The sequence below is a fragment of the Actinomadura kijaniata genome (assembly GCF_014138665.1).
GTDB lineage: Bacteria > Actinomycetota > Actinomycetes > Streptosporangiales > Streptosporangiaceae > Spirillospora > Spirillospora kijaniata.
In genome coordinates this window covers 1,420,828-1,446,796 of sequence record NZ_JACJIA010000001.1, presented here as the reverse complement: position 1 = coordinate 1,446,796, position 25,969 = coordinate 1,420,828, and the positions used below count along the sequence as shown (strand labels likewise).

The window sequence follows — 25,969 nt, the reverse complement described above, 5'->3', positions numbered from 1 at the left end:
GTTCCCGGCGTCGCGGGTGGGCCGAGGGTCACAGGTGGGCCGAGACCTCCGGCAGCAGGTCCTGGAACGTGCGGCCGTTGGCGATCGCGCCGATCGCGGTCATCGACCAGCCGTCGCCGTCCCGCGACACCTTCGCCATGATCTGCGCGTTGTGCCGCCCGGAGCCGGTCAGCTCGTAGCGCGCGATCTCCTGGCCGGTCCCCTCGTCCACCAGGCGGCAGAACGCGTTCTCGATCTGCGAGAAGTCCTGCCCGGTGAACGAGTTCACGGTGAACACGAGCTGGGTGACGTTGGCCGGGACCTTGGTCAGGTCCACGTTGACGACCTCGTCGTCCCCCTCGCCCTCACCGGTGAGGTTGTCGCCGGTGTGCTGGACCGACCCGTCCTTGCTGCGCAGCTGCCGGAACCACACCGCGTCGACGAGGTTGCGCCCGGCGTCGAACAGCAGGCAGGAGGCGTCCAGGTCGATGGACTGGGACGTCTTGCGCCCGAACAGGCCCTTCTTGGCGACCGCGTCCCAGCCCAGGCCCATCCGGACCCGGGACAGGGTGCCGCCGCCCGGTTTGGTGAGCGATACCCGCTCGCCCTTCTTCAGCGAGACCGACATCATCGTCTCCTCGTGGGGTCGGGCTCACACGCCCGTGGAATGGAGTTGCTTGTCCTTGGGGGCGTCCGCCTCGCCCTCGTTGCGGTTGCGGACCACCGAGGAGGCGAACGCCGCGATGATCAGGCCCGCGCCCAGCCCACCGGTGATCCACTCGGGCACGTGGTGCCCGATGCCGACCAGCATGCAGACCGCCAGCCCGCCGATCGCCCAGTGCGCGCCGTGCTCCAGGTAGACGTACTCGTGCAGGGTCCCCTTGCGGACCAGGAACACCGTCAGCGACCGGATGTACATCGCGCCGATGCCGAGGCCCAGCGCGATCACGATCGGGTCGGTGCTGATCGCGAACGCGCCGATGACGCCGTCGAAGGAGAACGAGGCGTCCAGCACCTCCAGGTAGAGGAACAGGAAGAAGCCCGCCTTGCCGGTGGCCAGCGCCAGCGGGCTCGGCCCGCCGCTCCGCGCCTTCTCCTTCTCCTCGCCCTCGTCGCCCTCCACCTCGTCGAGGCCCGCCTCGGCGAACAGCTCGCCCAGCCCGTTGACCAGGATGTAGGTGATCATGCCGAGCACTCCGGCGATCATCACCTCGCCGGGGTCCTTGGCCCACAGGCTGGCCGCCACCGCCAGCGCGCCGCCGGCGAGGACGACCGAGAGCTGGTCGAGCTTGCCGATCTTGGCCAGCGGGCGTTCCAGCCACGTCAGCCAGTGGACGTCGCGCTCCTCGAACACGAAGTCCAGGAACAGCATCAGCAGGAACATGCCGCCGAACGCCGCGATCGTCGGATAGGCGGCGTTCATGGCCGTCTCGTAGGCCTTCTCGTCCCGGAGCGCCAGATCGAAGGCCTCGATGGGACCCAGCTTGGCCGTGAGCGCCACGATGACCAGCGGGAAGACCAACCGCATGCCGAACACCGCGATGGCGATGCCGATCGTGAGGAAGATCTTCTGCCAGAACGGGCTCATGCGGTCCAACACCTTGGCGTTCACCACGGCGTTGTCGAACGACAGTGAGATCTCGAGGATGGCCAGCACGGTCACCAGCGCGAGGCCGGTTCCCTGGTCGTAGACGAAGGCGGCGACCAGACCGGCGGCCGTGACGGCGAAGGACCACCCGAAGGTGCGAAGAATCATTCTGCTATCTCTGCTCTGGGCGCGGTCGGCGTCAGCCGACGTTCACGCCGAAGTCCATGGCGATACCGGCCAGGCCCGAGGCGTAGCCCTGGCCGACGGCCCGGAACTTCCACTCCCCGCCGTGCCGGTACAGCTCCCCGAAGACCATGGCGGTCTCGGTGGAGGCGTCCTCGGTCAGGTCGAACCGGGCCAGCTCGTTGTCGTCGGCCCGGTTGACGATGCGGATGAAGGCGTTGCGGACCTGCCCGAAGTTCTGCGCCCGCGACTCCGCATCATAGATCGAGACCGGGAAGACGATCCGGTCGCACTCCGGCGGGACGCGGCTGAGGTCGACGTTGATGACCTCGTCGTCGCCCTCGCCCTCACCGGTGAGGTTGTCACCGGTGTGCTCGACCGAGCCGTCGGGGCTCTTGAGGTTGTTGAAGAACACGAAGTGCTGGTCGGAGAGTACCTTGCCCCCGCCGCCGAGCATCAGCGCCGAGGCGTCCAGGTCGAAGTCGGCCCCGGTCGTCGCCCGGACGTCCCACCCCAGACCCACCGAGACGGCGGTCAGGTTCGGGGCCGCCTTCGTCAGCGAGACGTTGCCGCCCTTGGCCAGCGAAACTCCCATGATCGTCCTCTTCCCGGTAGGTGGCGGTTGAAGCGCAGGTGTCCCGGATGTCTCAGATGTTGACACCGAAGTCCATGGCGATGCCGGCCAGGCCCGAGGCGTACCCCTGGCCCACCGCGCGGAACTTCCACTCGGAGCCGTTGCGGTACAGCTCGCCGAACACCATCGCGGTCTCCGTCGAGGCGTCCTCGGTCAGGTCGTAACGGGCCATCTCGGTGCCGTCGGCCTCGTTGACGACGCGGATGTAGGCGTTGCGGACCTGCCCGAAGCTCTGGCCGCGCGCGTCGGCCTCGTAGACCGACACGGCGAACGCGACGCGCTCGGCGGCGTCGGGCATCGCGCCGAAGTTCACGGTGATCTGCTCGTCGTCGCCCTCGCCCGCGCCGGTCTTGTTGTCCCCGGTGTGCGCCACCGCGCCGTCGGGGGTGCGCAGGTTGTTGAAGAACACGAAGTGCTGGTCAGTGATGATCTTTCCGGAGGCGTCCAGCACCAGCGCCGAGGCGTCCAGGTCGAAGTCCGTCCCGGTGGTGGTCCGCAGGTCCCAGCCGAGCCCGACGCTGACCGACGTCAGTCCCGGCGCCTGCTTGGTGAGCGAGACGTTGCCGCCCTTGCTGAGACTGACACCCATCAGTGCCCCTCCAAGATCGTTTCGCGGTCGGCCGAAGGCCGTGGTCCGGCTATACCGACGCAGTTGCGATGGTATCCGTTCCTCCTGGCCAGGTCCCCCCGGTGCCACAGCCGTCTCATGACCGCCATGCGCCACCGGCGGTGAACACACCGCCGGTTCTGGGGGAGACTTGGGGAAGGCGAAGGGAGACAGCGTTGCGGGGAGCGGGCGACCAGCGGCGTAGGGGATCGGAGGCCGCGGTCGCGGCCAGGGACGCCGCCGCGGAGGCCTTCTACGAGATGGACCGCGCGCAGAAGTTCGTGCGCGGCAGGGTGACGTTGTTCGCCGACCTGGACGCCGCCGCGGCCGAACCGGCGCGCCGCGAGATGGACCGGCTCGACGAGACCGCCAACGCCGCCTCGGTGGAGTACATCGGCCTGCTGGACGCCCACCCGCTGGACGACCCGGACCTCCCGCCGCACGAGTACGAGTCCGCGCGGCGCGCGCTGCTCGGCGTCGCCGACCGCCTGAGGAGGGTCACCGGCGACCTCGACCGCTTCGCCGAACGCCTCGCGCCGCGGATGGCGCGGCTGGAGGCGGCGCTGGACCAGCTGCCGCCGCGGCTCGCGGCGGCCCGGGAGGCGGTGGCCGCCGCCGAGGCCGTCGTGGCGCAGGCCCGCGCGGCGGGCATGGACGCCTCCGATCCCGAGGCGGAGCTGGAGCGGGCGCGGCGGGCGCTGGCGGTGCTGTCCTCACAGGGGCTCGGCGGTCTCGGGCTGAACGGCGCGCTGGAGCAGGCCGAGGAGGCCCGGCGGACCGCCGACCTCGCCCGCGAGGCCGCCGCCGAGCTGCCGCGGCTCGCGCAGAAGACCCGCAACTCGCTGGCGTCGGTCCGCACCCGCGCCGACGCCGTCGCCGGGCGGGTCGCCTCCGTCCGCGACGCGATGAAGACGCTGCTGCGCGACTACTCGCAGGCGTGCTGGCAGGACCTCAGGGGCGCGCCCGAGGCGATCGAGGCCGGGGTGGAGCGCGCCCGCGAACGCCTCAACGAGGCCTCGGCGCACATCGCCCGCACCGAGTGGAAGGACGCGCAGCTGGCGCTGACGGCGGCCCGCACCGAGCTGAACGCCGCCGACCGCCGCGCGTCGCGGGTGACGGGCCGGGTCACCGAGCTGAAGGCGGTGCGGGAGGATCCGGAGAAGCCCGCCGAGGCGGCGCGGTTCGCCATCCGCGACGCCCAGCGCCTGGCGGTGATCCAGCCGGGCGGCGCGGCGCCCCACCACGCCCGCGCGCTCGACGCCCTGGTGGAACGCCTGGAACACGCCCCGCGGCGGCTGACCGGCCCGCACCCGGACTACTGGGCCTACCTCCAGGAGCTGGAGGCCATCCGGACGGCGGCGGGCGACGTGGTGACCCGCATCCGCTCCGAACGCGCCGCGCAGGGCCACTAGCGTTCCCCAGCCCGGGACCCGGCCGGACGGCGCGCCGGACCGGGACCGGTCCCCGCCCGGCTCAGCGCGGCCGGTCGTGCAGGCCGATGGTGAGGTTGCGCGCGGCCATCGGCGGCTGGCCCGGCTGCGGCTCCACGTACGCCGGGATCCCGCCGGGAGGCCCCTGGTGCCCCGCCACCGGCTTGGCGTGGTCGTGCGGCTGGGCGGGCCGCCCCTGCGACGGCTCGGCCCACACGGCGGTGCCGTAGGCGCAGACCTCGTGCGAACCGTCCGCCAGCACGGCGGTGTCGAAGCACATGCCCACCACCGCGTTGGCGCCCTTGCGGCGGGCGTCCTCGGCCAGCCGGTCGATCGCCTCGCGGCGCGCCGCCCCCAGACCGACGCCCGGCTGCTCCCCGGTCACCCGGAACGTCGCGCTGCTGGACGCGCCCGGATGCGGGGCCGCGCTCCGCGCCCCCTGGACGGCCGTCCCCAGGACCTCGCCGAGCACGTTGCGCACCTCGTACCCGGCCAGGCCGTCAGTCGTCACGATCAGCATGGGCACCACCGTAGACCACGGATGCGACATTCCACCGTCTAACCGGCGTCCGGCACCTGTTCGACGGCGCTCGTCCCGGACCCGTCCCGCGACTCCCACTCCCAGCTCTCCTCCAGCCGCACCCGCCCGTCCGGCAACACGACGACCTTCGACACGCAGTGGCCGTTGGAGGTCTCCCCGGCGGTGTTGAGCTGGCTGTAGCGGAAGTCGAGCACGTCGCCGCGCCGGGTGCCGACCAGGAACCCGCGCCGGATCGCGCCGCCGGAGTACTCACCCCAGATCTCGCCGCCGGCCTCGTGGTAGGTGAACAGGGTGGCGGGGGCGATCTCGCCGCCCACGACGTCGGCGACGGCCCGGAACCGCAGGCCGTCCAGCGAGGGGATCTCCATGCGCGGGAGCGTACGCGACCGGCCCCCGCCGAGGTTCGGCGGGGGCCGGTGGGGTGCGCGCGATCCGTCGCCTCGCGCCGTCCCGGCCGCTCCCCGTCCCGGCCGGAAGGCACGCGGATCAGTCGAGGTACTCCCGGAGCATCTGCGCCCGGGACGGATGACGGAGCTTGGCCAGGGTCTTGGACTCGATCTGGCGGATGCGTTCCCGCGTCACGCCGAACTCGCGGCCGACCTCCTCCAGGGTGCGGGGATGACCGTCGGTCAGCCCGAACCGCAGTTGGATGATCCGCTGCTCGCGGTCCGACAGCGTTCCCAGGATGTCCTCCAGCTGGTCCTGGAGGAGGATGAACGCCGCCGCCTCGATCGGCACGACCGCGTCGGCGTCCTCGATGAAGTCGCCCAGATCGGAATCCTCCTCCCCGATGGGCGACTGCAACGACACCGGTTCCTGGGCGATCCGCTGGATCTCCACGACCCGGACGGGGGTCAGCCCCATCTCCCGGCCGATCTCCTCGGGACTCGGTTCCCGTCCCAGGTCCTGGTGCAGCTGCCGCTGCACCCGGACCAGCTTGTTGATGGTCTCCACCATGTGCACCGGGATCCGGATGGTCCGGGCCTGGTCGGCGATCGCCCGCGTGATCGCCTGGCGGATCCACCACGTCGCGTAGGTCGAGAACTTGAATCCCTTGGTGTAGTCGAATTTCTCGACGGCACGGATGAGTCCGAGATTTCCCTCCTGGATCAGGTCGAGGAACAGCATCCCCCGACCCACGTAGCGTTTGGCGATCGAGACCACCAGGCGCAGGTTGGCCTCGATCAGACGTTGCTTCGCCCGCATTCCCTCGCGGGCGAGCTGTTCGAGGTCGAGCCGTTCCCCGGGAGACAGCACGGCGGTGCGTGCCAGCTTCTCCTCGGCGAACAGTCCCGCCTCGATCGACTTCGCCAGTTCGACTTCATCTTCTGCCGTGAGGAGCGGAACGCGCCCGATCTCCCTCAGGTAGATCCGGACCAGGTCGCTCGTCGGCGCCCGCTTGCCGAGGTCTCCCTCATCCGCCCGCTGAACGTCCTCGGCCTCGCTGGGAGACTCGAGGACCTCCACCCCCTGCTCGGCGAGCATTCGGACGATCTTCTCAAGGGAGTCGTCCGGCAAGTCGGAACGATCGAGTGCGGCAGCGACGTCATCGACGGTCACACCGCCGCGCTCTCTGCCTCGTGCGACAAGGTCCGCCACCTGGTCAACCGATGGCGCCTCGCTCGGCAGCACCGAAGGGCCCACGCAGACAGTCTGCGTTACGAAGGCCCTAGATCACAGGACCCATTTTGCGGTCTCTTGACTTACTGTGATCCAAGGCCACCCTCGCGCAACATCCGTCTCTGCTGCTCAAGCGCCACAAGATCGCCAAAGAGCTTTCCGTACTCCTCGGCCTGCTCGGCCGGATTCAGCCGCCCGAGTTTAGATTTGACGTCCGCGATCTGCTTGTTGACCTGGCGTTCCTGGATTCGGGCCAGCAGAGCCACCGCATATCGGTCCTCCGCTTCCGGAGCGACCAGCAGCGGCTCCACCCCCAACTGCGTGATCATGTCTCTGACCTGGTCGTTCGCGGCCGTCTCCCGCAGCCTTCCGATCCATTCGGCCGCCCCCGCGGCCCCCTGGACCCCACCCGCCTCAGCGATCACGGCCCGCACGGCCGCGTGCGGGGGCGCCAGGAACACGTCGCCGGGGAACCCGTCGAACACCGGCCCGAGCATCCCGGGCCGCTGCACCGCGAACTTCAGCAGCTCCCGCTCGGCCCGCACCTCGGGGTCCCGGGGATCGTAGGAGGGCCGCTCCGGCGCGGGGGCCTGCGCCTGCTGGGCCTGCTGGGCCTGCGGGTGGGGACGCTGCCCGCGCCGCCCGTTCTGCCCCTGCTCACGCGCCGACAGCTCGCGGACCCGCCGCAGCACGAACTGCTCGTCCATGATCCCGAGCCAGCGGTCCAGGTTGACCGCGTACATGTGCCGCAGCGACCGGTCCTTGATCTTGGCGACCACCGGGGCGGCGGCGTCCAGCGCGGCCAGCCGCCCCTCGGCGGTGTTCAGGTCGTGCTGCTCGATGGTGCTGCGCACCGCGAACTCGAACAGCGGCGTCCGCGACGCCACCAGATCCCGGACGGCCGCCTCGCCGTGCCGGATCCGCAGGTCACAGGGGTCCAGCCCGTCCGGCTGCACCGCCACGAACGTCTGCGTCACGAACTTCTGCTCGTCGGCGAACGCCCGCAGCGCCGCCTTCCGCCCCGCCGAGTCCCCGTCGAAGGTGAAGATCACCTCGCCCCGGAACTCGTCCTGGTCCATCAGCAGCCGCCGCAGGATCTTGATGTGCTCGTCCCCGAACGAGGTCCCGCACGTCGCCACCGCCGTCGGCACCCCGCTCAGATGGCAGGCCATCACGTCCGTGTAGCCCTCGACGACGACCGCCTGCCGGCTCCGGGCGATCTCCTTCTTCGCCAGGTCGGCCCCGTAGAGCACGTTGCTCTTGTGGAACAGCGGCGTCTCGGGCGTGTTCAGGTACTTGGGCCCGTCGTCATCGTCGTAGAGCCGCCGCGCCCCGAACCCGATGACATCGCCGCCCAGGTCCCGGACGGGCCAGAGCAGCCGCCCCCGGAACCGGTCCATGGGCCCGCGCCGTCCCTCCTTGGCGAGCCCGCCCATGATCAGCTCCCGGTCGGCGAACCCCCGCCCCCGCAGGTGCCGGACCAGCCCCTCCCACTCCCGGGGGGCGAACCCGACCCCGAACCGCGCGGCGTCGGCGAGCTCGAACCCCCGCTCCGACAGGAACTTGCGCCCGATCGCCCCGTCGGGCGCGGCGAGCCGCTCGGCGAAGTACTCGGCGGCGGCCTTGTGCGCCTCGATCAGCCGGGCCCGCTGCCCGCCGTCCTGGCGCGGGGTGAACCCGCCCTCCTCGTACCGGAGCTGGATCCCGGCCTTGGCGGCCAGCCGCTCGACGGCCTCGGAGAACGTCAGGTGGTCGATCTCCTGCACGAACTTGATGACGTCGCCGCCGACCCCGCACCCGAAGCAGTACCAGAGCCCCCTGGCCGGGGTCACGTTGAACGACGGCGACTTCTCGTCGTGGAACGGGCACAGCCCCTTGAGGTTCCCCCCGCCGGCGCTGCGAAGCTGTAGGTACTCCCCGATCACGCCGTCGATCGGCGACCGCTCGCGTACGAGCGCGATGTCCTCATTGCGAATCCGGCCTGCCACGGCGGCGAGTCTAATCCCGCCCCCCGACACTCCGCGCCGCCCCGCCCGCCCCGCTCCACCGGGGGCAGACTGGGGGGATGGTCGAATCGGTGGTGTGGGTCAAGCCGGAAGGCGCGGAGCTGGTCGAGGTCGAGGTCGGGGGTGGGCGGCTCGTCGCCTCCGGGGCGGCCGTCGGGGGCGGGGCCGTCCCCTACCGGCTGGAGTACGAGCTGACCACCGGGGACCGGTTCGTGACCGCTCGGCTGCTGGTGCAGGCCCACGGGGTGGACGGCGGCACCGGGCCCTGGCGGCGGTGGCTGGAGCTGGTGAACCGGCCCGAGGGCGAGTGGACGGTCAACGCCCGCGCCGAGGGGCACGTCGCGTTGCCGCCGCCGGGCGGGGACGCCGGGGAGCTCGGGGGCGCGCTGGACTGCGACCTCGGGCTGTCGCCGCTGACCAACACCATGCCGGTGCTGCGGGGCGGGTTCCTGGACGGGGGCGGGCCGGTGGAGCACCTGATGGCGTGGGTCTCGGTGCCCGACCTCGCCGTCCACCCGTCGTGGCAGACCTACGAGTTCGTGCGCCGGGACGGGGAGCGGTCGGTGGTGCGCTACTCCAGCCCGGGGTTCACCCGGGAGATCGTGTTCGGGGCGGACGGGATCGTGCTCGACTATCCGTCGATCGGGCGGCGGGTCTGACGGTGCCGGTTCCGCGTCCTTTATGTCGGGGGTATTTCGGTCGCCGGGGCATTGTGAAATAGCTGTTAAAAGCGCAACGGCGCGGTTCCACGCCAGGTCAGGGCCGCACTAGCGTCGAGGTGTGCTGATCACCCCACACGAGCAGGAGCGCCTGCTGATCCATGTGGCCGCGCGGGTGGCCCGGGAACGGCGGGAGCGCGGGCTGCGGCTCAACCACCCCGAGGCGACCGCGGTCATCGCGGTCCACATCCTGGAGGGCGCCCGGGACGGGCGCACCGTGGCCGAGCTGATGGAGTCCGGCCGCGCCGTGCTCACCCGTGACGACGTCATGGAGGGGGTGCCGGAGATGCTGGAGTCGGTCCAGATGGAGGCCACCTTCCCCGACGGCACCAAGCTCGTCACCGTCCACCGGCCGATCCCGTGAGCGCCCCGCTCGTTCCGGGGCAGGTCGTCCCCGGCGCGGAGCCCGTCGAGCTGAACCCGGGGCGCCCGCGGACCACCCTCACCGTCGTCAACACCGGCGACCGGCCCGTGCAGGTCGGGTCGCACTACCACTTCGCCGTCGCCAACCCGGCCCTGGAGTTCGACCGCGAGGCGGCGTGGGGGACGCGGCTGGACGTCCCGGCGGGCACGGCCGTGCGCTTCGAGCCCGGCATCACCCGCGAGGTCGACCTGGTGCCGCTGGCGGGGAACCGCGTCGTTCCCGGCCTGCGGCCGGAGGGGGCGGGGGCGCTGGATGGCTGAGCTGTCGCGGGCGCGGTACGCCGAGCTGTACGGCCCGACCGCCGGGGACCGGGTGCGGCTGGCCGACACCGACCTGTTCGTCGAGGTCACCGAGGACCGCAGCCGCGGCCCGGCCGGGGCCGGGGACGAGGCGGTGTTCGGCGGCGGCAAGGTGATCCGCGAGTCGATGGGCCAGTCCCGCGCCACCCGGGCCGAGGGGGCGCTCGACCTGGTGATCACGGGGGTGGTCGTGCTGGACCACTGGGGGATCGTCAAGGCCGACGTGGGCGTGCGGGACGGCCGGATCGTCGCGCTCGGCAAGGCCGGGAACCCCGACACCATGGACGGCGTCCATCCCGGCCTGGTCATCGGCCCCACCACCGAGGTGATCGCGGGGAACGGCAGGATCCTCACCGCCGGGGCCGTGGACTCCCACGTCCACCTCATCTGCCCGCAGCTGCTGGAGGAGGCGCTCGGCGCGGGCGTGACCACGCTGATCGGCGGCGGGACGGGACCGGCGGAGGGCACCAAGGCCACCACCGTGACCGGCGTGTGGTACCTGCACCGGATGCTGGAGGCCCTGGACGGCCGGCCGCTGAACGTCGCGCTGCTCGGCAAGGGCAACACCGTCTCCGAGGAGGCGCTGTGGGAGCAGCTCCGGGCGGGCGCGTCCGGGTTCAAGCTGCACGAGGACTGGGGCTCCACCCCGGCGGCGATCGACGCGTGCCTGCGGGTCGCCGACGCGTCGGGCGTGCAGGTCGCGCTGCACTCCGACACGCTGAACGAGGCCGGGTACGTCGAGTCGACGCTGGCGGCGATCGGCGGCCGGTCGATCCACGCCTACCACACCGAGGGGGCGGGCGGCGGGCACGCGCCCGACATCATCACCGTCGCCGCGCACCCGAACGTGCTGCCGTCCTCCACCAACCCCACGCGCCCGCACACGGTCAACACGCTGGACGAGCACCTCGACATGCTCATGGTGTGCCACCACCTGAACCCGTCGGTGCCCGAGGACCTGGCGTTCGCCGAGTCCCGCATCCGGCCGACCACGATGGCGGCCGAGGACGTCCTGCACGACCTGGGCGCGATCTCGATGATCGGCTCGGACTCGCAGGCGATGGGCCGGATCGGCGAGACCGTCATCCGCACCTGGCAGACCGCGCACGCCATGAAGCGGCGGCGCGGCGCGCTGGCGGGCCCCGCCGACAACCTGCGGGCCCGGCGGTACGTCGCCAAGTACACGATCAACCCGGCCGTCGCGCACGGCCTCGACGGCGAGATCGGGTCGGTCGAGCCGGGCAAGCTCGCCGACCTGGTGCTGTGGGACCCGGCGTTCTTCGGGGTGCGCCCGACACTGGTGATCAAGGGCGGGGTGATCGCGTGGGCGGCGATGGGCGACGCCAACGCCTCCATCCCCACCCCGCAGCCGGTGCTGCCGCGCCCGATGTTCGGCGCCGCCCCGGTGGTCGCGGCGGGCGCGTCGCTGCACTTCGTGTCGGAGGCCGCGCTCGGGGACGGGCTCGCCGGCCGCCTGGACGTGCGCCGCCGCCTGGTGCCGGTCAAGGACACCCGGCGGCTCGGCAAGGCCGACCTGCCGCTCAACGACGCGCTCCCGTCGATCGAGGTGGACCCCGACACGTTCACCGTGACGATCGACGGCGACGAGGTCGAGCCCGCGCCGGCCGCCGAGCTCCCGATGGCCCAGCGGTACTTCCTGTTCTGATGGACGTCGCGCTGCTGCTGCTGGCCGACTCCCGCCTCCCGGCCGGGGGCCACGCCCACTCCGGCGGGCTGGAACCGGCCGTCACGGCGGGAACGGTCGCCGACGTCGCCGGGCTGGCCGCGTTCCTGCGCGGTCGCCTGGCGACGTCCGGGCTGGTCGGCGCGGCGCTGGCGGCGGCGGCCTGCGCCCACGCCCGCGCCGGCGGCGCCGGCTGGGCGGCGCTGGACGCCGAGGCCGACGCCCGCGCCCCCTCCCCCGCGCAGCGCGCCGTGTCCCGCGCCCAGGGCCGCTCGCTGCTGCGCGCCGCCCGCGCGACCTGGCCGCACCCGGCGCTGGACGCCCTGACCCGCCCGCACCACCCCGTCGCGCTGGGCGCGGCGACCGCCGCCGCCGGGGGCGTCCCGCACCAGGCCGCGGCCATCGCCGCCTACCACGCGGTGACCGGCCCGGCGTCGGCGGCGGTCCGGCTGCTGGGGCTGGACCCGCTGGCGGTGCACCGCGCGCTGGCGGACCTGGCGGGCGCGGTGGACGCCGTCGCCGCCGAGGCCGCCGCGCACGCGGACGGCCCGTGGGCGGACCTGCCCGCCGCGTCCGCGCCCGTCCTCGACCTGTACGCCGAACTGCACGTCCGCGCGGACCTGCGCCTGTTCGAATCCTGATCCGGAGGTCTCCCCTTGGGCGCCAACCACGAGCACGACCCCCACGACGCCGCCCCCGCGCGCGGCCGCGCGCTGCGGCTGGGCATCGGCGGCCCGGTCGGCAGCGGCAAGACCGCGCTGACCGCCGCGCTGTGCCGCGGCCTGCGCGATGAGCTGAACCTCGCCGTGGTGACCAACGACATCTACACCACCGAGGACGCCGACTTCCTGCGCCGCGAGGCGGTGCTGCCGGACGACCGGATCACCGCCGTGCGGACCGGCGCGTGCCCGCACACCGCGATCCGCGACGACATCTCCGCCAACCTGGACGCCGTGGAGTCCCTGGAGGCCCGCCACCCCGGCCTGGACCTGGTCATCGTGGAGAGCGGCGGCGACAACCTGACCGCGCTGTTCAGCCGGGGCCTGGCCGACCGGCAGATCTTCGTGCTGGACGTGGCGGGCGGCGACGACGTCCCGCGCAAGGGCGGGCTCGGCGTCGCCGCCGCCGACCTGCTGGTCATCAACAAGACCGACCTCGCCGCGCTGGTCGGCAGCGACCTGGGGCTGATGGGGCGGGACGCCGCGCGGGTGCGCGACGGCAGGCCGGTCGCGTTCACCTCGCTGCGGGAACGGCCGGACGCGCCCGAGGTCGCCGGCTGGGTCCGCGGGATCGTCCGCGAGGCCCGCGCATCCGCGCACGCCCCCTCCCACGGTCCCGCGGCGGCTTCGTGACCAGGCGTTACACCGCCCGCGCCGCCGTCACCGCGACGCGCGACGCGGGCGGCCGGACCCGGCTGCCGCTGCTGCGGTCCGACGGCCCCCTGGCGCTGCGCGAGACGCCGGGCGGCGACGGGGCGACCGTCCATCTGGTCGGCGCGGCGGCCGGGCCGCTCGGCGGGGACGTGTTCGACCTCGCGGTGACCGTCGGGCCGGGCGCGCGGCTGGCGCTCCGGTCCACCGCCTCCACGCTCGCGCTGCCCGGCGACGGCCGGTCCCGCATGGTCGTGCGGGCCGAGGTCAGCGCGGGCGGGCACCTGGACTTCGCGCCCGAGCCCACGGTGGCGGCGGCGGGCTGCGACCACCGCGCCGTCGCCGCCGTCGCCCTGCGCGGGGACGCGACGCTGCGCTGGCGCGAGGAGCTGGTCCTGGGGCGGCACCGGGAGGAGCCCGGCCGCCACACCGGCAGGTTCGACGTGACCGTGGACGGCGTCCCGCTGCTGCGGCACGAGCTGCGGCTGGACGATCCGGCCGTCTACCGCGGCGACGCGGTGATCGGCCGGGCGAAGGCGGTCGGCAGCCTCCTGCTGGTCGGGCCCGGTCTCGTCCGGGAGCCGTGGGTCGGCGAGGGCGTGGGGGCGCTGCCGCTGGAGGGGCCGGGGGTGCTGATCACCGCCGTGGCCGCCGACTCCGCCGAGCTGCGCCGCCGGCTGGCGTCCGGGGAGCGGCGGGCGCGCGGCCCCGTCCCGGTCGGCTGATCCGCCCGATTCTGTCGGACCCTCCCGGTAGCCTTGTGTGCGCATCATCTCTTTAGGGCATAAAGACTTCGGGACGGGGCACATGACCGCAACGACCGCCGGACGGCACGCCGCCGACAGCCACGACATGATCGAGGTGCGCGGCGCCCGGGAGAACAATCTCCGGAACGTCTCGCTCGACCTGCCCAAACGGCGGCTCACCGTGTTCACCGGGGTGTCCGGCTCGGGCAAGTCGTCGCTGGTGTTCGGCACCATCGCGGCCGAGTCCCAGCGGCTGATCAACGAGACGTACACGGCGTTCATCCAGTCGTTCATGCCGAGCATGGGGCGGCCGGACGTGGACGCGCTGCGCAACCTCAGCGCCGCGATCGTCGTCGACCAGGAGCGGATGGGGGCCAACTCCCGCTCCACGGTCGGCACCGCCACCGACGCGTACGCGATGCTGCGGATCGTGTTCAGCCGCCTCGGCGTGCCGCACGTGGGGACCTCCACGGCGTTCAGCTTCAACTCCGCCGAGGGCATGTGCCCCGAGTGCGAGGGGCTGGGGCACGCCGACGCCCTCGACATCGACGAGATCGTGGACCGCGGGCTGTCCCTCAACCAGGGCGCGATCAGGGTGCCGGGCTTCACCGTCGACGGATGGCTGGTGGCGGGCTATGTGGGCTCGGGGTTCTTCGACCCCGACACCCCGCTCAAGGACTTCACCGAGCAGGAGTGGGACGACCTGCTGAACAAGCCCCCGGGTACCAAGGTGAAGATCGGCAAGAGCTCGATGAGCTACGAGGGGCTGCTGCACCGCGTCCGCCGGTTCTACCAGGGCAAGGACCGCGACTCGCTCCAGCCGCACATCCGCGCGTTCGTGGACCGCGCGGTGAAGTTCGCCGAGTGCCCGGCCTGCGGCGGCACCCGGCTGAACGCCGCCGCCCTCTCCTCCAGGATCGGCGGCCGCAACATCGCCGACTGCTCCGCCATGCAGATCAACGACCTGCTGGAGTTCGTCAAGGGGATCGACGACGAGTCGGTCGCGCCGCTGCTGGCCACCCTGCGCGGCACCCTGGAGTCGCTGGTGGAGATCGGCCTCGGCTACCTCAGCCTCGACCGGCCCGCCGGGACCCTGTCGGGCGGCGAGGCGCAGCGCGTGAAGATGGTCCGCCACCTGGGGTCCAGCCTCACCGACGTGACCTACGTGTTCGACGAGCCGACCGTCGGGCTGCACCCGCACGACATCGCCCGGATGAACGACCTGCTGCTGCGGCTGCGCGACAAGGGCAACACCGTCCTGGTCGTCGAGCACAAGCCGGAGACCATCGCCATCGCCGACCACATCGTGGACCTCGGGCCGGGCGCGGGCACGGCGGGCGGCGAGATCTGCTACACCGGCGACCTGGCCGGGCTGCGCGCCTCCGGCACGCTCACCGGCCGCCACCTGGACCACCGGGTGACGCTGCGGGAGAAGTTCCGCGAGCCGACCGGCCACCTGCGCATCGAGAACGCCCGCCAGCACAACCTCCGGGACGTCACCGTCGACATCCCCACCGGCGTCCTGACGGTCGTCACCGGCGTGGCCGGGTCGGGCAAGAGCTCGCTGATCCACGGCCACCTGCCCGGCCGCGACGGCGTGGTGGTCGTCGACCAGTCGGCGATCCGCGGCTCGCGGCGCAGCAACCCCGCCACCTACACCGGCCTGCTGGACGCGGTCCGCACCGCGTTCGCCAAGGCCAACGGCGTCAAGCCCGGTCTGTTCAGCGCCAACTCCGAGGGCGCCTGCCCCAACTGCAAGGGCATCGGCCTCGTCTACACCGACCTCGCGATGATGGCCGGGGTCGCCTCGACGTGCGAGGAGTGCCAGGGCAAGCGGTTCACCCCGAAGGTCCTGGAGTACAAGCTGCGCGGCAAGGACATCTCCGAGGTGCTGGCGATGCCGGTGACCGAGGCGCACGCGTTCTTCACCGAGAGGAACGCCCGCGCCGTCCTGTCGCGCCTGCTGGACGTGGGGCTGGGCTACCTGAGCCTGGGGCAGCCGCTGACCACGCTGTCGGGCGGCGAGCGGCAGCGCCTGAAGCTGGCGATCCAGATGGCCGAGAAGGGCACGACCTACGTGCTGGACGAGCCCACCACCGGCCTGCACCTGGCCGACGTGGACCAGCTGCTCGCCCTCCTCGACCGCCTGGTGGAGGACGGCAACACCGTCATCGTCATCGAGCACCACCAGGCCGTCATGGCGCACGCCGACTGGATCATCGACCTGGGGCCGGGCGCGGGCCACGACGGCGGACGCGTCGTGTTCACCGGCACCCCGGCCGAGCTGGTCGAGAACGCCGACACCCTCACGGCCGTGCACCTGCGCGAGTACCTGGCCCGCGACTGACGGTCCTCACATCGCCCGGCGCAGCCGCCGCAGCCCCTCCCCGATGTCGTCGCGCCGGACCCCGCCGTAGCCGAACACCAGCCCCGGCCGCGGCGGCCCGGCGATCGCGAACTCCGACAGCGGGTACAGCGCCACGTCGTGGTCCAGCGCGCGGCGCGCCAGGCCGGTGTCGTCGCCGGTGTCGTCGCCGGTGAGGAACGCGCTCAGGTGCAGCCCGGCCTCCGACGGCACGACGGCCAAGCGGTCGGCGAAGTCGCGTTCCAGCAGTTCGACGAGGTGCTCGTGCCGGGCCTGGTACTCCCGGCGCGACCGCCGCAGGTGCCGCGCCAGCATGCCCTCGTCGACGAACCTGGCCAGCGCCGCCTGCACGGGCAGGTCGGAGTGCCACGACGACACGTACCGGGCCGCCCGGAACGCCCTGCGCAGCGCGGCCGGGGCGACCAGGAACCCCAGCCGCAGCACCGGCAGCATCGCCTTGGAGAACGTCCCCAGGTAGATGACGCGGCCGTCGGCGTCCAGGCTCTGCAACGGCTCGACCGGGCGGCCGCCGTAGCGGTACTCGGTGTCGTAGTCGTCCTCGACGATCACCACCTCGCGGTGCCGCGCCCACTCCAGCAGCGCCCGCCGCCGGGGCAGCGACATGGCCATGCCCAGCGGGAACTGGTGGGACGGGGTGAGGTACACGGCGCGGGCGTCGTCCGGCAGCGCGTCCACGCGCAGTCCCTCGGCGTCCACCGGGACGCCGTGCACCCGCAGCCCCAGGGACCGGAACAGCAGCCGCGCGGGCGGGTAGCCGGGGTCCTCCATCGCGACCGCCGCGCCCGGCTCCAGCAGGACCCGGCACACCAGGTCGAGGGCCTGCTGGATGCCCGCGGTGACCACGACGTCGGCGGCGTCGGCGCGCACCGACCGGGACACCCCCACGTGCCGCGCGACCGCCTCCCGCAGCACGTCCAGCCCGGCGGGGTCCCACGCGCCCGACAGGGCCCGCGCGGTGGGGCGCAGCTCCGCCGCCATCAGCCGCCGCCACTCCGCGAACGGGAACAGCCCCGCGTCCGGCAGCCCGACGCGGAAGTCGTAGCGGGCCCCCGGCAGCCGGGCGGGCCACGCCGCCAGGTCGTGCCACACCGCGCGGGGGCGCAGCGGCGACGCGGCGGGCGCGCCGCGCGGGGCCGTCCCCGTCGCGCGCACGTAGGTGCCCGCGCCGGACCGGCCCTCCAGGAACCCCTCGCCGGCGAGCCGGTCGTAGGCGACGCCGACCGTGGTGCGGGAGACGGCCAGCCGCCGCGCCAGCTCGCGGGTCGGCGGCACCGGGTCGCCGGGCCGCAGCCGCCCGTCGAGGACGGCGTCGCGCAGCTGCCGGTAGATCTGCCCCGCCAGGTCGCGGCGGCCGTCGAGGCTGACATGGACGTCCATCCCGCCGACCCTAGAGCGGCCCAGTCGTTTCCCGCCATTTCGGCCCTTCAACCGGGCCGCCGCGCGCCCCTACGGTGTCGCCATGGATCCGATGAGCACCGATTTCCGCGATCTCGACCGCCGCGCCGCCGATTTCTATCTGACCTTCGTCGCGCAGGTGAAGCCCGCCGACCTCGCGCTGGCCACCCCGTGCGCCGACTGGACGCTGCACGGCCTGCTGCGCCACCAGGTGAGCCAGGACGAGGGGTTCGCGGCGGCGGCCCGCGGAGATGGCGGCGACCTTCAGGTGTGGCGGAACGGCTCGCTGGGCGACGACCCCCACGCCGCCGCCCGCGCCTCCCTCGACCTGGTGACCGGGGCGTTCGCCGAGGAGGGCGTGCCGGACCGGCCGTTCCTGATGCCGGAGGTCGCCGACCGGCCCGTTCCCGGCCGGATGGCGGTCAGCTTCCACTTCGTGGACCTGGTGGTGCACGCCTGGGACGTGGCGGCGACGCTCGGCCTGCCGTGGGAGCCGTCGGCCGAGATGCTGGAGGCGTCGCTCGCGGTCGCCGCCCTCGTGCCGACCGACGACGCGACGCGCGGGCCGGGGCTGGCGTTCGACCGGACCGTGCCCGCCCCGGAGGACGTGTCGCCCGGCGACCGCCTGCTGACGCTGCTCGGCCGTTCCCCGTCCTGGGTGCCCAGCCAGTACCGGTGGAGGTGACCCTCCGCCCGCGAAAGCCGTTCGAGGTGGCGCGCGGCGCACGCATCCGGGCCGCCGATCGGGTGGGCTCCGACCTGCCCGGCACGCCGCGCGGCGACGGCGTGTCGAGAAGGGCGACCGTCCTGTGCTCGTGGCGTCCCGGGGCCCTGGAAGGCCGCCTAGCCGAGGGCCAGGGAGGCGGCGGTGAACAGGCGTGCGGGGTCCGACGGCAGCGGCGGGCCGTACTCCATCACCGTCGTGGTGAACGCCGTGGTGAGGCCCGCCCTCTCCAGCCACGCCAGCAGCTCGGGCCGCCGGTGGTCCACCTCCGCGCGGTGGGGGCCGGGGGTCTCGGCGGCCAGGTCCGCCAGCAGGGCCGTCGCCGTCGCGAGGTCGTCGGCGACGACCGGGCCGAGCACGGTCTCCTGGTGGTTGCGCCACGCCCCGCCGAAACCCGCGATCCCCTTCGCGGTCTCCACCACGCGCCAGGAGAGGCAGAAGCCCGACAGGTGGTCCAGGAGGCGTTCGCGGGGCGCGCCGAACGCGGCGGCGTCCAGCGCGCGGATCGCGGGCAGGTCCCCCGCGGCGGCGGGACGGGACCGGCCGGACGGCGCGAGCGCCGCCGCCCCCCTGAGGGTGCTCATCCCCCCGACGGCGCGGAAGCCGAGGCGTTCGTAGAGCGGACGGCCGAAAGTGGTCGCCGTCAGCCACGCCGAGGGGGTTCCGGACTCGGCCAGAACGTGCCGCATCAGGCGCCCGCCGAGCCCCCGGCGCTCGTGCGAGGGCGCGGTGAGGACCATGCCGACCGCCGTCGTCGCCGCGCCGTAGGAGACACCCGCGGCGGTGGCGAGCAGGCCATCGTCCGGCGCGTCGATCCCGTAGACCGAGCCGAGCGCGAACAGCGTCCGCCAGGTGTCGCGCTCCGGCGGCCAGTCGCGGCTCACCGCGAGGGCCAGGCAGGCGTCGAGATCGTCGAGGGTGAGCGACCGGACGGTCAGATCCATTCCAGGGATCTTAGGGGTTGACCTTGAGTACGCTCCAGATCGCAGAGTGGTAGGGAGACCAAGCGGAGGAGACTCATGCGGATCGGACTGCAGGTTCCCAGCTTCACCTTCCCCGGCGGCCCCGAGCGGATCGGGCCGGAGTTCGCGCGGATCGCCCGCGAGGCCGACGAGGGCGGATTGCACTCGCTGTGGGTGATGGACCACTTCTTCCAGATCGCGATCGTCGGGCCGCCCGAGGACCCGATGCTGGAGGGCTACACGGCCCTGGCGTACGCGGCGGCGGTCACCGAGCGGATCACGCTCGGCACGCTGGTCACCGGCGTCGCCTACCGGCACCCCGGCGTGCTGGTGAAGACCGTGACGACGCTGGACGTGCTGTCGGGCGGCCGGGCCTGGCTCGGGATCGGCGCGGCCTGGAACGAGGAGGAGGCGCACGGCCTCGGCATCCCGTTCCCGCCGCTCGCCGAGCGCTTCGAGCGGCTGGAGGAGACGCTGCGGATCGCCCGCCAGATGTGGAGCGGCGACGAGACCCCGTTCGAGGGCGAGCACCACAGGCTGGAGCGGCCCCTGAACTCCCCGCCCGCGCTGCGCGCGCCGCACCCGCCCGTCCTGATCGGCGGTGGCGGGGAGAAGAAGACGCTGCGGCTGGTCGCGAAGTACGCCGACGCCTGCAACCTGTTCGACTCCCCCGAGATGCCCCACAAGCTGGAGGTGCTGCGCGAGCACTGCGAGCGCGAGGGCCGCGACTACGCCGAGATCGAGAAGACGGCGATGACGTACTTCGAGGAGACCCCCTCGGTGGACCGGGCCGTCGACATCGTGGGGCGCAACGCCGAACGCGGCGTCGACCACGTGATCTTCTCGCAGTGGCCCGGGCAGGACCTGGCCGGGGTGCTGGCCGAGGCGCTGCCCCAGGTCGAGAAGATCACTCCGGCGGGGCGCTGACCCGCGCCGGGCCGCGGATACGGTCGGAGCATGACGACCTACCGCCAGCCCGGCACCGTGCTCACCGACCACCGGTTCACCGTCCCCCTCGACCACGCCCGCCCCGACGGGCCGACGATCGAGGTGTTCGCGCGGGAGGTCGTCGCGGCCGGGAAGGCGGGCCGCGACGACCTGCCGTGGCTGGTGTACCTGCAGGGCGGTCCCGGCTACGGGTCGCCGCGCCCGGTCGGCCGCGACTCGTGGCTGGACCGCGCCCTGGAGGACTACCGGGTGCTGCTGCTGGACCAGCGCGGCACCGCCCGCTCCACCCCGGCCAACCGCCGCACCCTCGCCGGGATGGACCCCGCCGGGCAGGCCGGGTACCTGGCGCACTTCCGCGCCGACTCGATCGTCCGGGACGCCGAGCTGATCCGCCGCGCGCTGCTGGGCGAGGGCCGGTGGAGCGTCCTCGGGCAGAGCTTCGGCGGGTTCTGCGCGGTCACGTACCTGTCGCTGGCGCCCGAGGGGCTGCGCGAGGTGCTCATCACCGGCGGGCTGCCCGGCCTGGACGCCACCGCCGACGACGTCTACCGGCGCACCTATCCGCACGTCGCCGCCAAGAACGCCGCGTTCTACGACGCCTACCCGCAGGACGTCGAGCAGGTCAGGCGGATCGCCCGGCACCTGCGCGACAACGAGGTGCGGCTGCCCGCCGGGGGCCTGCTGTCGGTGGAGATGTTCCAGACGCTCGGGGTGATGCTCGGCATGAGCGACGGCGCGCACCGCATGCACTACCTGCTGGAGGGCGCGTTCGACGGCGACGAGCCGTCGGATGTGTTCCTGCGGCAGGTGGAGGCGCACACCGCGTACGCCGAGGCCCCCTTCCACGCGATCCTGCACGAGCCGTGCTACGCGCAGGGCGGCTCGGCGACGCGGTGGGCGGCGCATCGGGTGCGGGCGGAGTTCCCCGCGTTCGACGCGCTGGAGGACGACGCGCCGTTCCCGTTCACCGGGGAGATGGTCTACCCCTGGCAGTTCGAGCAGGACCCGTACCTGGTGCCGCTGCGCGAGGCCGCCCACCTGCTGGCCGGGCGCGACGACTGGCCCGCCCTCTACGACGCCGGTCGGCTGGCCGCCAACGAGGTCCCGGTCGCCGCCGCCGTCTACCACGACGACATGTACGTGGACCGCGAGCTGTCGCTGCGGACCGCCGCCGCCGTGCGCGGCCTGCGCCCGTGGATCACCAACGAGTACGAGCACGACGGCCTGCGCAACAGCGGCGGCAGGGTGCTGGACCGCCTCATCCGGATGGTGCGCGGCGAGGTCTGATCACTTCTTCTGCAGGTCGCGCATCCGTTCGATCTCGGCGAGCTGGCCCGACTGCACCTCGCGGGCCAGCTCCTGCACCACGACGTCCTGGCCCTTGTCCAGCACGTCCTTCACCATGGTCAGCGCCCCCTGGTGGTGGGTGATCATCAGCTCCAGGTAGAGCTTGTCGAACGCCTCCCCGCGCGCGGCGCGCAGCTGCTCCATCTGCTGCGGCGTGGCCATGCCCGGCATGTTCGCGTGCGGGTCGGCGGAGGGCTTGGCCCCGTGGCCGCCGTGCCCGCCGTGCCCGCCCGCCCCGGTGCCGACGTTGTTGCGCCGCAGCCAGGACTGCATCGCCGCGATCTCGCCGCCCTGCGCCAGGTCGATGCGCTTGGCCAGGGCCTTCACCCGCCGGTCGGACGCCTGCTGGGGCGCCAGCACCGACATCGCCTGCGCCTGCTCGTGGTGCGGGATCATCATCTGCACGAAGCGGATCTCCGCGGCCGTCGGCTTGGCCGGCGCCTTGGCGGGGGCGGCGGGCTGGGTCCGGTTCGGCTCCCCCGGTTTTCCGGGGACCAGCACGGTGCCGCTGGGTTTGGCGGCCGGCCTCTCCTCGCCGCTGCATCCGCTGAGAACGGCTCCGGCCAGCAGCGTCGTCGCCACTGTCACGGCGATCCGGTGTCGCATCGCACTCCATCCCTCGGGTCTGGTAGCGCGAAGGTACCCACTCCAGCATTCCCGACAAAAGACCACTAGGTCTCGGAAAGCTCACAGATCGCCACACCTCTGGGCAAGGGACGTTTCAGCCCTCATACTCCATTTGATCAATGTCATGTCATCGGGGGTCGTACGTAAGGAGACAGGGTGGCGCCAGTTCGCAGACGCCAGACCAGACGCCGAACACTGCTGGGCACCCTCTCGGGGGTCGTCCTGGCCATGGCGGCCGTCCTCACCGCGCCGGCCGCGTCGGCCGACATTCCGGGCAAGGACGAGATCGCCAAGTCCGACAACATGCACCACCTGGCGAACATCCCCAAGCCGGGGCCGTTCAGCGCCGTCGACGCCTACGGCACCGACTGGGCGTTCAAGGGCAAGTACGCCTTCGCCGGCAACTACAACGGCTTCACCGTCTTCGACATCAGCCGGCCCGCCAAGCCGAAGATCGTCAGCGTCGTCCAGTGCCCGGGCGCGCAGAACGACGTGTCGATCGCCGGGGACCTGCTGTTCCTGTCGACCGACCGCTCGATGAGCGACGACTCCTGCCAGGCCGTGCCCAAGCCCGCGACCGACAAGACGGCGTGGGAGGGCATCAAGATCTTCGACATCAGCGACGTGCGCAACCCGCGCTACGTCAAGGCCGTCGAGACCAAGTGCGGCTCGCACACCAACACGCTCGTCCCGGGCAAGCGCGGCACCGCCTACATCTACGTGTCGTCGTACTCGCCCAACTCGACGTTCCCCGACTGCCAGCCGCCGCACGACCTGATCTCCATCGTCAAGGTCCCGCTGAAGAAGCCGGCCGAGGCGTCCGTGCTGTCGGAGCCGGTGCTGTTCCCGGACGGCGGCAACCCCGGTGACGGCCAGCCCTGGCCGAACGGCACCTCCGCCACCTCTGGCTGCCACGACCTGACCGCGTACCCGGACAAGGACCTGATGGCCGGGGCGTGCATGGGCGACGGCGTGCTGTTCGACATCGAGGACCGCGAGAAGCCGCGCGTCGTCACCAGCGTGCGCGACGACGAGAACTTCGCGTTCTGGCACTCGGCCACGTTCAACAACAAGGCCAACAAGATCGTCTTCACCGACGAGCTCGGCGGCGGCTCGGCGGCCACCTGCAACGCCACCATCGGCCAGCAGAAGGGCGCCAACGCCATCTACGACATCGTGGGCAAGGGCGACAAGGCCAAGCTGGTCTTCCGCAGCTACTACAAGATCCCGCGGCCGAACACCGACACCGAGAACTGCGTGGCCCACAACGGCTCGCTGATCCCGGTCAAGGGCAAGGACATCATGGTCCAGGCCTGGTACCAGGGCGGCATCTCGGTGTGGGACTTCACCGACTCCCGCAAGCCCAAGGAGATCGGCTGGTTCGAGCGTGGCCCGTTCGACGACAAGAACCTGATCCTGGGCGGCTCGTGGTCGGCGTACTACTACAACGGCTACATCTACTCCAGTGACATCCAGAAGGGTCTGGACGTCATCGACATCCGCGACAAGCGGACCGACAAGGGCAAGCGCGTCAAGCTCGACATCCTGAACGCGCAGAGCCAGCCGGACTACTTCGACTGACGGTCGGACCCGGTTGACCCACGCCAAGAGAACGGCCCCCGGCATCCCGCCGGGGGCCGTTTCCCTGTCCGGCCGCCCTAGCGGCGGGCCGCCCGCACGAGACGGCGGGCCAGCGGCCAGGCCAGCAGCACCGCGACCACGGCGTAGACGGCCACCGCCAGCGGCGAGTTGACCAGCCCGGTGAGGCTGCCGTCGCTGAGCTGGAGGGCGCGGCGCATCTGGAGCTCCGCGCCCGGACCCAGGATCACCCCGAGGATCGCCGGCAGGACCGGCAGGCCGAACCGCCGCATCGCGAAGCCCAGCAGCCCGATCAGCAGCAGCACGACCAGGTCGACGGGGTCGCCGCCGACCGCGTACGCGCCGACGCTGGCGAAGAACAGGATGCCGCCGTACAGGTACGGGCGCGGGATCCGCAGCAGCTTCGCCCAGACCGGCGCGAGCGGCAGGTTGATCAGCAGCAGCAGCACGGTGCCCACGAACAGGCTGGCGATCAGGCCCCACACCAGGTCGGTCTCGCGCTGGAACAGCAGCGGTCCGGGCTGGATGCCGTACTGCTGGAACGCCGCCAGCATGACCGCCGCGACCGCCGTGGTGGGCAGGCCCAGGGTCAGCATCGTCACCATCGTCCCGGCGGCCGAGGCGCTGGCGGTCGACTCCGGACCGGCCACGCCCTCGATCGCGCCCTTGCCGAACTCGTCACGGTGCTTGGACAGCCGCTTCTCGGTCGCGTACGACAGGAACGTGGGGATCTCCGCGCCGCCCGCCGGGACCGCGCCGAACGGGAACCCGATCAGCGGGCCGCGCAGCCACGGCTTCCAGGTGCGCCGCAGGTCGTCCCGCGACAGCCAGGGACGGCCGACCGGGATCGGACTGCTCCCCCCGTGCCGCAGGTGCGCCGCGACCCACAGGGCCTCGCCGACCGCGAACAGCCCGACCGCGACCAGCACCACGTCGATGCCGTCGCTGAGGTGCAGCGTCCCGAACGTCAGCCGCGACTGCCCGGTCATCTGGTCCAGGCCGACCAGGCCGAGGGTCAGGCCGAGCAGCAGCGAGGCGAGCCCGCGCAGCCGGGAGGCGCCCAGTACCGAGGTGACCGCGACGAACGCCAGCACCATGATCGCGAAGTAGTCGGGGGCGCCGATGTCGACCGCGACCGACGCGACCGCCGGGGCCAGCAGCACCAGCGCCGTCGTGCCGACCATGCCGCCGACGAAGTGCCCGATCGCGGCGGCGGCCAGCGCCTGCGGGCCGCGCCCGGAGCGGGCCATCGGGTTGCCCTCGATCGCGGTGACCACCGCCGCGCTCTCGCCGGGGGTGTTGAGCAGGATCGAGGTGGTGGAGCCGCCGAACATGCCGCCGTAGTAGATCCCGGCGAACATGATGAACGCGGCCGTGGAGTCCAGCCCGTAGGTCACCGGCAGCAGCAGCGCCACCGCCATCGCCGGGCCGATGCCGGGCAGCACGCCGATCGCGGTGCCCAGGATCACGCCGATCGCGGCGAACGCCAGGTGCGCCGGGGTCAGGGCGGTGCCGAACCCGTCCAGCAGGTGGGTGAACGCGTCCATGCCCTACAGCACCCCCATCAGCGGCCCGCCGGGCAGCGGAACGCCCAGCAGCCGGTCGAAGACGAACCAGGTCAGCAGCGACAGCCCGGCCGCCAGCAGCGGGTCGCGCACCATGTCACGGCTGCCCAGCGCGTACACCGAGCCCCAGAACAGCACCGCCATCGCGATCGGGAAGCCGAGCGGGCCGATCAGCGCGACGTTCGCCAGGAACGCCGCCAGCAGCATCGCCACCGTGCGCCAGTCGGCGGGGGTGTCGGGATCGATGTCCTCGCCCGCCTCGGCCTGGCCCCGGCCGCCGCGCAGCACGTCCACCGCCAGCAGCACCGACACCAGCACCAGCAGCCCGCCGACCAGCATCGGGACCGCCTCGGGCCCGACCGGGCCGCGCCGGGTGAAGTCGTCGGGGATGCGCAGCGCGTCCACGCACACCAGCCCGCCGAGGACCAGCAGGAACGCGCACAGCCCCAGCTCGGACCGCCGAACGGGCGCACGCTCCCCGTGCTCGTGCCCGTGCTCGTGCGTCATCTCACTCATGCTGTGTTTCCCGCCCGCTTCCAGGGCGCCCCAAGGCGCCGTCTTCCCTCGTCGCTCTGGTCGCTTCGCT

General features: G+C 72.7%; 26 protein-coding genes. 13 read left to right on the top strand and 13 right to left on the bottom strand.

Features of this window, described 5'->3' with window-relative positions; genetic code table 11:
* Positions 1-28: 28 nt before the first annotated feature.
* From HNR61_RS06870 to HNR61_RS06855, 4 genes are read right to left on the bottom strand one after another with little or no spacing between them, the layout of a single operon-like run.
* Positions 29-607 (bottom strand): TerD family protein, encoded by a 579-nt coding sequence (locus HNR61_RS06870; RefSeq protein ID WP_182842151.1) that lies wholly within the window; start codon positions 605-607, stop codon positions 29-31.
* 24 nt (positions 608-631) lie between these two features.
* On the bottom strand, positions 632-1,735 hold the full coding sequence (locus HNR61_RS06865; RefSeq protein WP_182842150.1) for a DUF475 domain-containing protein: 1,104 nt from the start codon (positions 1,733-1,735) through the stop codon (positions 632-634).
* 31 nt (positions 1,736-1,766) lie between these two features.
* Positions 1,767-2,345 (bottom strand): TerD family protein, encoded by a 579-nt coding sequence (locus HNR61_RS06860; protein ID WP_067822598.1) that lies wholly within the window; start codon positions 2,343-2,345, stop codon positions 1,767-1,769.
* Positions 2,346-2,397: 52 nt separating this feature from the next.
* Complete coding sequence (locus HNR61_RS06855) at positions 2,398-2,973, bottom strand: TerD family protein (RefSeq protein ID WP_182842149.1); 576 nt, start codon at positions 2,971-2,973, stop codon at positions 2,398-2,400.
* A 194-nt stretch (positions 2,974-3,167) separates the two neighbouring features.
* Between HNR61_RS06855 and HNR61_RS06850 the strand changes: the two genes are divergently transcribed.
* Complete coding sequence (locus tag HNR61_RS06850; protein ID WP_182842148.1) at positions 3,168-4,403, top strand: molecular chaperone DnaJ; 1,236 nt, start codon at positions 3,168-3,170, stop codon at positions 4,401-4,403.
* A gap of 61 nt (positions 4,404-4,464) precedes the next feature.
* Here the strand turns inward: HNR61_RS06850 and HNR61_RS06845 are convergent, their stop codons facing one another.
* The 4 genes from HNR61_RS06845 to dnaG all read right to left on the bottom strand — a co-directional run bounded on the left by HNR61_RS06845 (position 4,465) and on the right by dnaG (position 8,570).
* Entirely contained in the window at positions 4,465-4,941 is a 477-nt protein-coding gene (locus HNR61_RS06845) for a YbjQ family protein (RefSeq protein ID WP_182842147.1), read from the bottom strand.
* A 38-nt stretch (positions 4,942-4,979) separates the two neighbouring features.
* Positions 4,980-5,330, bottom strand: coding sequence for an avidin-fold protein (locus HNR61_RS06840; protein ID WP_182842146.1), 351 nt, complete (start codon positions 5,328-5,330; stop codon positions 4,980-4,982).
* 118 nt (positions 5,331-5,448) lie between these two features.
* On the bottom strand, positions 5,449-6,594 hold the full coding sequence (gene rpoD / locus HNR61_RS06835) for an RNA polymerase sigma factor RpoD (RefSeq protein WP_067822714.1): 1,146 nt from the start codon (positions 6,592-6,594) through the stop codon (positions 5,449-5,451).
* A gap of 71 nt (positions 6,595-6,665) precedes the next feature.
* Entirely contained in the window at positions 6,666-8,570 is a 1,905-nt protein-coding gene (dnaG, locus tag HNR61_RS06830) for a DNA primase (RefSeq protein WP_182842145.1), read from the bottom strand.
* Between the two features lie 77 nt (positions 8,571-8,647).
* Here dnaG and HNR61_RS06825 point away from each other — a divergent pair, with 77 nt between their 5' ends.
* From HNR61_RS06825 to HNR61_RS06790, 8 genes are all read left to right on the top strand, one after another.
* Positions 8,648-9,247 (top strand): putative glycolipid-binding domain-containing protein, encoded by a 600-nt coding sequence (locus HNR61_RS06825; protein WP_182842144.1) that lies wholly within the window; start codon positions 8,648-8,650, stop codon positions 9,245-9,247.
* A 121-nt stretch (positions 9,248-9,368) separates the two neighbouring features.
* A complete protein-coding gene (locus tag HNR61_RS06820) occupies positions 9,369-9,671 on the top strand; it encodes an urease subunit gamma (protein WP_182842143.1) in 303 nt (100 codons plus the stop codon).
* Positions 9,668-9,991, top strand: a complete 324-nt coding sequence (locus HNR61_RS06815) for an urease subunit beta (protein ID WP_182842142.1) — start codon at positions 9,668-9,670, stop codon at positions 9,989-9,991. Before HNR61_RS06820 ends, HNR61_RS06815 begins: the two co-directional genes overlap by 4 nt.
* Positions 9,984-11,696, top strand: coding sequence for an urease subunit alpha (locus HNR61_RS06810; RefSeq protein WP_182842141.1), 1,713 nt, complete (start codon positions 9,984-9,986; stop codon positions 11,694-11,696). The genes HNR61_RS06815 and HNR61_RS06810 overlap by 8 nt, the downstream gene beginning before the upstream one ends.
* Positions 11,696-12,355 carry an urease accessory protein UreF gene (locus tag HNR61_RS06805; RefSeq protein WP_182842140.1) on the top strand — a complete coding sequence of 220 codons (660 nt, stop codon included), beginning with the start codon at positions 11,696-11,698 and terminating at the stop codon, positions 12,353-12,355. Before HNR61_RS06810 ends, HNR61_RS06805 begins: the two co-directional genes overlap by 1 nt.
* A 15-nt stretch (positions 12,356-12,370) precedes the next feature.
* Entirely contained in the window at positions 12,371-13,066 is a 696-nt protein-coding gene (ureG, locus tag HNR61_RS06800) for an urease accessory protein UreG (protein WP_182842139.1), read from the top strand.
* Positions 13,063-13,809: an urease accessory protein UreD gene (locus tag HNR61_RS06795; RefSeq protein ID WP_182842138.1), complete on the top strand. Its 747-nt coding sequence runs from the start codon at positions 13,063-13,065 to the stop codon at positions 13,807-13,809. The genes ureG and HNR61_RS06795 overlap by 4 nt, the downstream gene beginning before the upstream one ends.
* 82 nt (positions 13,810-13,891) lie before the next feature.
* Complete coding sequence (locus HNR61_RS06790; protein ID WP_182842137.1) at positions 13,892-16,177, top strand: ATP-binding cassette domain-containing protein; 2,286 nt, start codon at positions 13,892-13,894, stop codon at positions 16,175-16,177.
* A gap of 6 nt (positions 16,178-16,183) precedes the next feature.
* On the opposite strand, the gene pdxR is transcribed toward HNR61_RS06790, so the two are convergent.
* A complete protein-coding gene (gene pdxR, locus HNR61_RS06785; protein WP_182842136.1) occupies positions 16,184-17,593 on the bottom strand; it encodes a MocR-like pyridoxine biosynthesis transcription factor PdxR in 1,410 nt (469 codons plus the stop codon).
* Between the two features lie 82 nt (positions 17,594-17,675).
* On the opposite strand from pdxR, the gene HNR61_RS06780 reads away from it, so the two are divergent.
* A complete protein-coding gene (locus HNR61_RS06780) occupies positions 17,676-18,296 on the top strand; it encodes a TIGR03086 family metal-binding protein (RefSeq protein ID WP_182842135.1) in 621 nt (206 codons plus the stop codon).
* 158 nt (positions 18,297-18,454) lie between these two features.
* On the opposite strand, the gene HNR61_RS06775 is transcribed toward HNR61_RS06780, so the two are convergent.
* The gene (locus HNR61_RS06775; protein ID WP_182842134.1) at positions 18,455-19,279 is read right to left on the bottom strand and encodes a GNAT family N-acetyltransferase; all 825 of its coding nucleotides are present in this window, start codon (positions 19,277-19,279) and stop codon (positions 18,455-18,457) included.
* Between the two features lie 75 nt (positions 19,280-19,354).
* On the opposite strand from HNR61_RS06775, the gene HNR61_RS06770 reads away from it, so the two are divergent.
* Together HNR61_RS06770 and HNR61_RS06765 are read left to right on the top strand one after the other, a co-directional pair.
* Positions 19,355-20,224 carry an LLM class F420-dependent oxidoreductase gene (locus HNR61_RS06770; RefSeq protein ID WP_182842133.1) on the top strand — a complete coding sequence of 290 codons (870 nt, stop codon included), beginning with the start codon at positions 19,355-19,357 and terminating at the stop codon, positions 20,222-20,224.
* 30 nt (positions 20,225-20,254) lie between these two features.
* Positions 20,255-21,532, top strand: coding sequence for an alpha/beta fold hydrolase (locus tag HNR61_RS06765; RefSeq protein WP_182842132.1), 1,278 nt, complete (start codon positions 20,255-20,257; stop codon positions 21,530-21,532).
* Here HNR61_RS06765 and HNR61_RS06760 read toward each other — a convergent pair whose 3' ends face one another.
* A complete protein-coding gene (locus HNR61_RS06760) occupies positions 21,533-22,198 on the bottom strand; it encodes a DUF305 domain-containing protein (protein WP_182842131.1) in 666 nt (221 codons plus the stop codon). It lies immediately after the preceding gene.
* Between the two features lie 249 nt (positions 22,199-22,447).
* On the opposite strand from HNR61_RS06760, the gene HNR61_RS06755 reads away from it, so the two are divergent.
* Entirely contained in the window at positions 22,448-23,800 is a 1,353-nt protein-coding gene (locus HNR61_RS06755) for an LVIVD repeat-containing protein (RefSeq protein ID WP_182842334.1), read from the top strand.
* Positions 23,801-23,877: 77 nt separating this feature from the next.
* Here the strand turns inward: HNR61_RS06755 and HNR61_RS06750 are convergent, their stop codons facing one another.
* Positions 23,878-25,365 (bottom strand): tripartite tricarboxylate transporter permease, encoded by a 1,488-nt coding sequence (locus HNR61_RS06750; RefSeq protein ID WP_182842130.1) that lies wholly within the window; start codon positions 25,363-25,365, stop codon positions 23,878-23,880.
* A gap of 3 nt (positions 25,366-25,368) precedes the next feature.
* A complete protein-coding gene (locus HNR61_RS06745; RefSeq protein ID WP_220508916.1) occupies positions 25,369-25,899 on the bottom strand; it encodes a tripartite tricarboxylate transporter TctB family protein in 531 nt (176 codons plus the stop codon).
* Positions 25,900-25,969 lie beyond the last annotated feature (70 nt).